The organism is Acinetobacter sp. 479375 (assembly GCF_000581715.1).
Lineage (GTDB): Bacteria > Pseudomonadota > Gammaproteobacteria > Pseudomonadales > Moraxellaceae > Acinetobacter > Acinetobacter ursingii.
In genome coordinates, this window is record NZ_JEZN01000041.1 from 1 (window position 1) to 8,935 (window position 8,935).

The 8,935-nt window shown below is 40.0% G+C and carries 7 protein-coding genes and 2 pseudogenes; 2 read left to right on the forward strand and 7 right to left on the reverse strand.

The features are described 5' to 3' along the window. Positions 1–1,099: tyrosine-type recombinase/integrase (locus tag J500_RS16075; protein WP_034700574.1), on the forward strand; the 1,099-nt coding region annotated here is incomplete at its 5' end. 461 nt (positions 1,100–1,560) lie between these two features. Here the strand turns inward: J500_RS16075 and J500_RS16080 are convergent. Genes J500_RS16080 through J500_RS16095 form a run of 4 tightly spaced genes read right to left on the reverse strand, consistent with a single transcriptional unit; the run spans position 1,561 to position 5,860 of the window. Further along, positions 1,561–2,460 (reverse strand): EamA family transporter, encoded by a 900-nt coding sequence (locus J500_RS16080; RefSeq protein ID WP_004992183.1) that lies wholly within the window; start codon positions 2,458–2,460, stop codon positions 1,561–1,563. 59 nt (positions 2,461–2,519) lie between these two features. Next, positions 2,520–3,959: an amino acid permease gene (locus J500_RS16085; RefSeq protein ID WP_004992188.1), complete on the reverse strand. Its 1,440-nt coding sequence runs from the start codon at positions 3,957–3,959 to the stop codon at positions 2,520–2,522. 57 nt (positions 3,960–4,016) lie between these two features. After that, positions 4,017–5,453 (reverse strand): NAD(P)/FAD-dependent oxidoreductase, encoded by a 1,437-nt coding sequence (locus tag J500_RS16090; RefSeq protein WP_034700576.1) that lies wholly within the window; start codon positions 5,451–5,453, stop codon positions 4,017–4,019. Positions 5,454–5,464: 11 nt separating this feature from the next. After that, positions 5,465–5,860: a nuclear transport factor 2 family protein gene (locus J500_RS16095; protein WP_004992199.1), complete on the reverse strand. Its 396-nt coding sequence runs from the start codon at positions 5,858–5,860 to the stop codon at positions 5,465–5,467. 289 nt (positions 5,861–6,149) lie between these two features. Here J500_RS16095 and J500_RS16100 point away from each other — a divergent pair, with 289 nt between their 5' ends. Beyond that, positions 6,150–7,652 carry a PLP-dependent aminotransferase family protein gene (locus J500_RS16100; protein ID WP_004992200.1) on the forward strand — a complete coding sequence of 501 codons (1,503 nt, stop codon included), beginning with the start codon at positions 6,150–6,152 and terminating at the stop codon, positions 7,650–7,652. 50 nt (positions 7,653–7,702) lie between these two features. Here J500_RS16100 and J500_RS17255 read toward each other — a convergent pair. The 3 genes and pseudogenes from J500_RS17255 to J500_RS16115 form a co-directional block, all read right to left on the reverse strand. Next, positions 7,703–7,885, reverse strand: a pseudogene (locus J500_RS17255) (IS3 family transposase); the annotation flags it as partial. A gap of 118 nt (positions 7,886–8,003) precedes the next feature. Then, positions 8,004–8,141 (reverse strand): annotated as a pseudogene (locus J500_RS16110) (transposase); the annotation flags it as partial. A gap of 40 nt (positions 8,142–8,181) precedes the next feature. Next, a partial coding sequence (locus J500_RS16115) for an IS5-like element ISAha2 family transposase (protein ID WP_000597506.1) occupies positions 8,182–8,935 on the reverse strand: 754 nt, incomplete at its 5' end.

An 8,935-nucleotide genomic window follows, 5' to 3' on the forward strand; every position in this document is an offset into this window, starting at 1 on the left:
AAGAAAATCTTGGTGCTATCGCTATACAGATCCACAAACTAAAAAACGTCGACGCATTCAGCTAGGTCTTTATCCTGATTTATCGCTGAAAAAGGCACGACAAGTCAGAGATGACTTTAAAGACAATGATTTCTGTTTTGAACATGATACTGCCTCTAATGTCATCACCTTTGGTAAGGTCGGGGAGGAGTGGTTACAGTTCAAACTGAAAAATGCCTTCAACGATCTACCCCGCTGTGGTGTACTACAGTTAGCAGAAAGATGCTTACAGCAAGATATTTATCCAGACCTTCAGGATTTACCTTTTCAAAACATCAAGCGTTATGACCTGGTTTCAGTAATCAAAAAAATAGAGGGACGCCAAGTAAAAGAACCTGTCAAGAAAGCTTGTAGTTATTTGAACCAAATTTATGACTACGCTGTAGCGATGGGTTATTGTGAATACAATATCGCCCATGGTTTAAATAAAATTGTAATCAACAGTAAAATTAAGAAGAACTATCCGTATTTAAAAGCGGAGGAAATATCCGAATTTAAGAATAACTTACAAAAATTGGATACCCATCCCATTATTAAAAAAGCACTAATGTTCAAATTACATACTGGAGTGCGAGGGGCTGAATTGTTATTGGCTGAGCCTCATCATTTTGATTTAAATGCAAAAATATGGAAAATTCCTGCCTTGCATATTAAACAGTTTCGACGTAAAGTCATTTTAGGGCATGAGATTCCAGACTTTTTAGTACCACTTTCAGATCAGGCTTTAGAGATTTTAAAAGACGTCATGCAATGGTCATACGGTGAAAAATATATTTTTGCAAGCCCTCGGAAACACAATCAACCGATTCATTTCAATACATTAAATATGGCTATTCGTAAGATGGGCTATGGCAAACATCAATTATCCTCTCATGGACTACGTTCCACTTTTAGTACCATTTTGAATGACTCAGGTTTGTTTCAAGATAATTGGATTGAGGCACAACTTTCACATATTGATAAGAACCGTACCCGTGCCAGCTATAATCATGCTGACTATTTAGCTCAACGGACTGAAATGATGCAGTGGTGGGGTGATTATTTAAGTACTAGTAAGTGAAAATCGTACTTTTATACATAAACTTAAAATGATGTGGTTCCGTTAATTAGACCACTCAATTCAGTTTTATAAGTGATAAATCCGCTCTAAATATTTAAATTATGCTGCCGAAAGTGACATCGAGAAAGATTTGTTAATTGTTTAATTGTACTAGCTTGTATTTAAATGGATTCGCTAGCGGACACTTACGGAACTAAAGATTACAGTAGTAATCTTTAGTTCATATATTTTTTATACATTCATTTTTAAAGAAACTATAGAAAAAATCAATTTCAATTTAATGCTCTACATGGCTTTGTTGCACAAATACCTAACACTATAATTTTATTATGTTTATTTTTATTGAAATTCAACAAAAACATTAAAAATCAGTAACTTTCAAAATATTTATGCAATAAAGCCTAAGGAAGTTACCATACTTTTTTATATGCTTAACTTCCTAAGCCTCTTATTTAATTATTTTATGTTGTTCGGACAAGTTTACGTGAAGTGATGTGTGATTGAATTTTTTGCCCCAATAAATGCACCATTAAACCCAGCATAACAATACAAGAACCCAGCCACTGCAAAGTATTTAATTGTTCATCTAAAAATAAATAGGCAAAAATCATACTTATAACAGGTACCCAGAGTGACAATGGGCTAATTTTAGCAGCAGGATAACGTGTCAGTAGGTAGATCCATAAGCCATATCCGACAATAGTGGCAAAGTAAGCGAGAAATGCTGCAGCACCAAATCCTTTCCATGTCAGCGCGTGCCAATCGGCTATGACGCCTTGCCAGCCAATATTTTGTACCGCTAAAAGTAAAAACCATAAAGGGGTAAGAATATTGCCCCATACGACCAGACCAATTGGGTTAACAGGCCCCATTTTTTTGACTACGATATTGCCACAGGCCCATGAAATTGCAGAGCATAAAACCAATGCCAGCCCCATTAATGGCACATGACTATGTTGTTGACCGAATGCAATCAGCATTAAGCCCATAAAGGCAATCGCTATGGCCAACCACTGGTTCCAGATGGCTTGTTCACGTAATAAAAATGCTGCAATCATGACAGTAAAAAATGCTTGGGATTGAACCACCAAAGCGACTAGACCTGTAGGCATTCCAGTCGCAATTGCACTGAACATAAATGCAAATTGAGAAAAGTTACTAATAAAGCCATAAAGTAATAACCATTTCCACCCGATGCTTGGAATACGAATGAAAAAGAGGGCAGGCAATAAAACCAGTAGATAGCGTAAACATCCGAGGAGCATAGGGTGTATCTCACTGACGCCAACTTTCATAAAATAAAAGTTAATACCCCATATGAACACTACTGCGAAAGCTGCAAGTTTATCTTTTAAAAGCATGTGTGATTTCCTAAAGACGAGGATGACCTGCACAAAGTACAGGTCAGTGTATTTGAGGATTAAATTTTGGTTTGTTTGGCAGGGATGAGCACATCAAGTTGAGTACTTTGATGACGTAATTTAACTAGCTCTACATAATCTCGAATAATAAAGATACAGAATAGAATTCCTGCACTTGCGATGCCGAACCAGAATGCTTTTTGAAGGCTAGGTATAAAAGCCATTGCAGCAAAGATTGAAAGCATGCCGATGATTGCAAAATAACTCAGGTATGGAAAACACCACATACGAACTTTTAAACGTTCAGGTGCAACACGTTCTAAGTGGCGACGCAAACGGATTTGAGAGAATGCAATCACGATATAGACAAATAAGGCTACAGTTCCATAAGATTCGACCAAGAAAGGAAATACAGCATCTGGTGAGAAGTATGAAGCTAAAATTGAGAAATAACCAAATAATGTACTGAATAGAATGGCACGAATTGGAACACCATTTTTTGAAAGTTTGGTCAAGCTACGAGGTGCATCACCATTTTGGGTTAAAGCAAACAACATACGGCTTGCAGCATAAACTCCAGAATTTAAGCAACTGAGTACAGCCACCAGAATCACAACATTCATAATGTCCGCAACAAACGGAATATTCAATACTTTTAGCGCACTTACGTAAGGTGTCGCAATTTCTGCACTGTCCCAAGGGACAATACAGACCACTAATAAAATAGAGCAAACATAGAAAATCAGGACGCGAGAAATCACGGATTGAGTCGCTTTGGCAACAGATTTTTCAGGGTCTTTAGTTTCAGCGGCTGCAATTGTGACGATCTCAGCGCCAAAGTAAAATCCAGTTGCAGCAACAGCGCCCGATAATACTGGTCCCCAACCATTTGGCATAAAGCCACCATGATTTAACAATTCACCAAATCCAGCGGCTTGATGGTTTGGCCAAAGACCGAACATATATAAAGAACAAAGGAAAATGAAAAGACCAATCGCAGCAACTTTAATAGATGAGAACCAAAATTCGAATTCACCAAAGGATTTTACGGAGAATAAATTGGTTGCTGTTAATAGGGCGAGTAAAACCAGACTGACGATCCATTGCGGTGTATCAGGTAACCAATAAGCAAAGAGTTTTGCACCGACAATCGCTTCTAATGCAATCACGATGACCCAGAAGTACCAATACATCCATCCCGTCATGAAGCCTGCGAGTCGAGATAAATAAGGCGAATCTTGGAAAGCATGGCGTGCATATGCATAGAAGGAGCCTGATACAGGAGAGGCGGTTGCTAGCTCACCCAGCATCCGCATCACTAAAATAATTAATACACCCGTAATCAGGAAGGACAAAATGGCGGCTGGACCTGCAGATTGAATCACTACAGAACTACCCACAAATAACCCCATTCCAATAACACCACCGAGTGCCATCATTTGGACATGACGAGGTTTTAAAGCACTTTTTAAACTTTGATTTGAATCTGAATCATACATGATGGATTCCCTCTTATAATTTTATAACCGAATCATTGCAGATGATTGAATGTGCACTCAAAGCACTTCATCTCTTAAGTGGTACCAGCGATATAACAATGCTTGCCCGAGTCGACGAAATGGTCGAAACAGATGTGAAGGCAAAGGGGATTGATAAATCGGAAGCTCAAATTGAGGGCGTTGTATTCCCATCACACGTTCTGCGAGACGGCGTCCTGCCATTGCGGAGAAAGACACACCATTACCACCATAACCAATAGCGTAATAAATGCTTTCCTCAGAGTTGGGTTGTACGATACGAGGCATCATGTCATGACTCACATCGACCCAACCCCACCAAGAATAAGCAATAGGTATGCCACGTAGACTTGGAAATTTGCGGTAAAGGCCTTCTTTTAACCGTTCTAGATGGACTGGATTATCCGCATCCGCACCCGTTAAGGAGCTTCTACTGCCACATTGCATAGATCCATCAGGGAGTAGACGATAATAGTGACGTAAAGTTCGAGTATCGGTAATAAATGTGGTGCTGTGTAAGCCTGCTTCAGCACGCTCCGCCGCAGTTAAAGGACGCGTTACAATAGAATTGGATAAAATCGGCATGATTTTTCCAGAAAGATGCGGGTGTAAGCCATTTGGGGTATAACCACCTGTTGCAACAGCCACACGTTTTGCTTTGACAATGCCATTTGGGGTGCGTAAATAATGGATACCGTTGTGCGTTTCCCAGCCAAGCACTGGACTTGAAGTGTGTACTTTGGCACCAGCAGCACGGGCACGTTTTAAATAGCCAAAAGCCAGTTTTAAGGGGTGTATGCCAACTCCATCGGGTTCCAGCAAAGCACCTGCAGCTTCCTGATCAGCAACATATTCTTCATGCAGTTGCTCACGGTTCAACATACGGGTCTGATAACCAAAAATCTCTTTCATGACTCGACCTTCATTTTCAAGGAAAGCCATTTTTTTTGCGCGATGAGCAATATAAAGATGTCCACCATCTTGAGCATCACATTCAATACCGCTCACGAGGTCTTTAAAGTAATCAAAACCTTCCCGAATTTCAGCATCAAGACGTTTGGCGGTGTCTAATCCCCATTTTTCAATCCATTGTGATCGGTACAAACGACCCGAGGCATTTTGACCTTGTCCTCCATTACGGCTGGGACAGCCCCACGCCGTACGGTTTGCTTCAAGGACAAGTGGTGCAGCACCAAATTGTTCAGCCAGTGTTAGTGCTGTAGATAGCCCAGTGAAGCCTCCACCAATAATGACGATGTCCGCTTCAGTGTCACCCATTAATGGGCCATCATCTTCGGGTGGCGTACCTGCTGTGCCGACCCAATAAGTTGGTGCATAATTTTCATTGCCTGATAGGACAGGAGCGGTTAAAGGGTCGAATTGTGAGTTGTAACTTTTAAAACTATGTGTCGGTATGGATTTATGCGGTTCTAGGCGTTCGCGAAATGAACTTGCATGTTGGACAGATTGATTCATTGAAAGACTCCTTACGCGATTGCTTGAACAGGTCTATTTTTACGGAATGCATTTTTGACGAGAATTTTTCCATCTTTAAATGTAAAGACATCAACCATATTGGCTTCAATCCAGCCACCATCAGCAGTTGTCGCAGTAAAGGTTGTTTCTGAAATACCAAATTCAGCATTATCACTGATCCAGTGTTTACCGTTTCGCCACTGAGCATCTGGAAAACTTTTGAAGGTATTGCTAAATGCTTGACGAACAGCATCTAAGCCTTCAATTCGGGTTCCATGAACATCCTCACCAGCTACAGTTTCAAAACGGCATTCTGGATGCATGCATGCCATGAGTTTTTCGACATCATGTTGATTCCATGCTGTAGAAAAATCCGTAAGTAGTTGGATTAATTTTGCTTGCTGCATTTGTATTGCTCCAAAATAAGGTTTATTTAGCTGTAGAATTGAATTTACGGAAATAGTGAAATATGGTGTAGTACCAGATTTAAAGTTTTGATGGATCCAGTGGTTTATATATTTAAATTATTGTTTTTTAAAAATTAGTTTAAATTGTTGATGGTGGAATGCCTTTTGCTTTATATCGAGTAAGTCCAGTTTTAGCTTAAAAGTGGACTGAAACTATGAGCTTTGCACCAGTTTGAGTAGGAAAGCATCAAAATTGATTGCAGCAATGCACAGATATAAGGATTGATTAGTGAGTTCAGTAATTTCAGCTACAGTTTGGCAGGCATTATTTTCTAATACGGCACAGAGTGGTTTGAATTTACAAGGCAGAATCTGCCGTATGATGTTTTCGGCTTTAGTACAAGGTTATTTAAAACCAGGTATGGCGGTACCTTCTAGCCGAGATTTAGCTGATCAACTGGGTGTTGGTAGAAATACGGTCACCATTGCGTATCAACAATTGGTTGCTGAGCGAATTTTGGAATCTAAACAGCGGAGTGGACATTTTGTCTGTTTAAATTTCCAGATTGATAGTAGTGAGAGCAAAACCATTCGGACTACATCAAAAGCGACGACCTGGGGTGCTCGCTTTTATATACGACCTTCAGCACAAAGGCATTTAACTAAACCAAGTGATTGGATGAATTATTCCTATCCTTTTATTTATGGTCAGCCAGATGCGGAAAGCTTTCCTGCTTCGGCTTGGAGGGAATGTGCATTACGTGCCTTATCTGCAAAAGATGCCTCAATATGGTCACAAGATATTACTCAACAGGGGGACGACGCTTATCTCATAGATGCAATCCGGCAGCATATTTTGCCCACGCGAGGCATCATGGCTCAAGAGAACGAAATCTTGTTAACCGTAGGGAGTCAGCATGGATTATATATGTTGGCGATGTTATTAATGCGGCAGAATCATGTGATTGGTGTCGAAGAACCTGGTTATCCAGATGCACGTAATATATTTTTGCTACAGACCCAGCATATTGTGCCTTTAGCCGTGGATCATGAGGGGGTGACTTTAATTCGGGCAAATGAGTGTGATTATTTATTTGTTACACCAGGGCGACAATGTCCAACAGGAGTAACCATGTCTCCACAACGCCGACAAAATTTATTGCAGTTAGCAGAACAAAACGACAGCATTATTATTGAAGATGAATATGATGCTCAAGTGTTAGTGCAAAATACAACGATCCCCGCGCTAAAAAGTTTAGATCGACATGGACGAGTCATTTATCTTGGAAGTCTATCTAAGCCATTGGCACCTGGGTTACGTCTGGGATATATCGTTGCCGCACCTGAATTAATACAAGAACTTCGACATTTACGCCGTCTGATGTTACGACATCCAAATGTGTTCAATCAACGTGTCTTTGCTTTGTTTATCGATCAAGGCTATTACCATAGCATGTTACGCCGTCAGCACCAATTACACCGACAACGGGGTGAAATACTCAATAAGGCATTAAAACAATATCTTCCAACATGGAAACCTTATGCTTTGAATGGTGGTTCAGCATGTTGGATTGATACCGCAGCAGATATTGATACTACGGTTTTGTCTCATTATGCCGCAAATTTAGGCGTATTCATTGAATCGGGGCAGTCTTTCTTTTTAGATGATCACAAACACAAACATTTCCTTCGTTTAGGGTTTGGGTCAATCAGTGCAGATAAAATTGATGAGGGGATAAGAAGGCTGGCTCAAGCCACTGAAGAATATTGTTTATATAATTGGGCAGATTAGCATTCCGCGACACTGTATTATTGAGGCGTGCTGAAAAAACAGGACACATCAGTTGCCGCTTTTTTTAGAAATTCTTTTTCCATTTCAGCAATTTTGAGTTGTTGTTTGAATTTCTTGTTTTCTTCGAGTAGAGCAACGAGATCGGGCAAAAATTGTTGTGTTCCTGCTAATGTCCCAACCTTTGCTTTCTTGTATCAATTTGATAAGGTTTTCATGGAAATACCGAGTTGTCGTTATTTAAGTGATGTGCTGCAAAAGCTGCCGACACACAAAGTGCCCCAAATTGAAGAACTGCTGCCGCACTGCTGGAAACCTAAATCGAATTAAAAATTGGTATGGGATTCAGCGGACGCTTACTTCACGAATCCATTTATCTAAAGTTGAATAACCCACACCTAATTTCCGGGCGATTGCAGCTATAGGCTCGTGTGAGTTTGAAAGTGCATAATCAATCGCTTGCTGTTTAAATTCAGGACGGCTTTGTTGCACAAAGATTTAAAAGATAACACTCTGCTCATTTGAACAGAATTCAAGTGACAACTTGGGTATGAGGACGACCTAATTCTGTAAATTTGTTCAATACGGCTATGCGTGCATGAATCTCATTCACCTGACTAGAAAAACTCCTTGCTGTTAATTTATCACCTAATAGTTTGATGCAATGCATCTTGGTTTCAACTAAACTTCGACGATGATAACCAGACCATTTTTTCCAAAGCGTTCTTCCTAAACGTTTAACTGTTTTCAGTAACTCATTCCGCTCTAAAGATCTCAATTTCTGATCTTTCCATGGTTTTGCATTTTTTCTTGGCGGAATGAGCGCATGTGCATCTCGATCTAGAATGACTTGTCTGCAGTGCTTCGTGTCATAAGCACCATCGGTATAGACCGAATCAATTCGTTCATCTAAGGGAATTTGAGCAAGTAAATCACCGAGTACTTGCGAATCGCTCACATTATTTGTAGTAAGCTGTACTGCACGTATTTGCAAGGTTTCAGCATCGATGCCAATATGAAGCTTACGCCATTGGCGACGATATTCAGGTCCATGTTTCTTACGTTTCCACTCACCTTCACCTAGAAACTTTAAGCCAGTTGAGTCGACGAGTAGATGTAGCCCATCACTACTTTTTTGATAGCTAATCGCAATATCAATATGTTTTTGTCTTCGACAAAGCGTACTGTAATCTGGTGCGGTCCAATTTAATCCACAAAGTTTAATCAGACTTTGAACAAAACCTGTGACCATGCGTAAAGAGAGTCTAAATAAAGATTTGATCATT

Bases quoted from the DNA above. Each gene is read 5' to 3' on its own strand.
- J500_RS16090 (WP_034700576.1), bottom strand. From the start codon at position 5,453: ATGAATCAATCTGTCCAACATGCAAGTTCATTTCGCGAACGCCTAGAA.
- J500_RS16095 (WP_004992199.1), bottom strand. From the start codon at position 5,860: ATGCAGCAAGCAAAATTAATCCAACTACTTACGGATTTTTCTACAGCA.
- J500_RS16080 (WP_004992183.1), bottom strand. From the start codon at position 2,460: ATGCTTTTAAAAGATAAACTTGCAGCTTTCGCAGTAGTGTTCATATGG.
- J500_RS16085 (WP_004992188.1), bottom strand. From the start codon at position 3,959: ATGTATGATTCAGATTCAAATCAAAGTTTAAAAAGTGCTTTAAAACCT.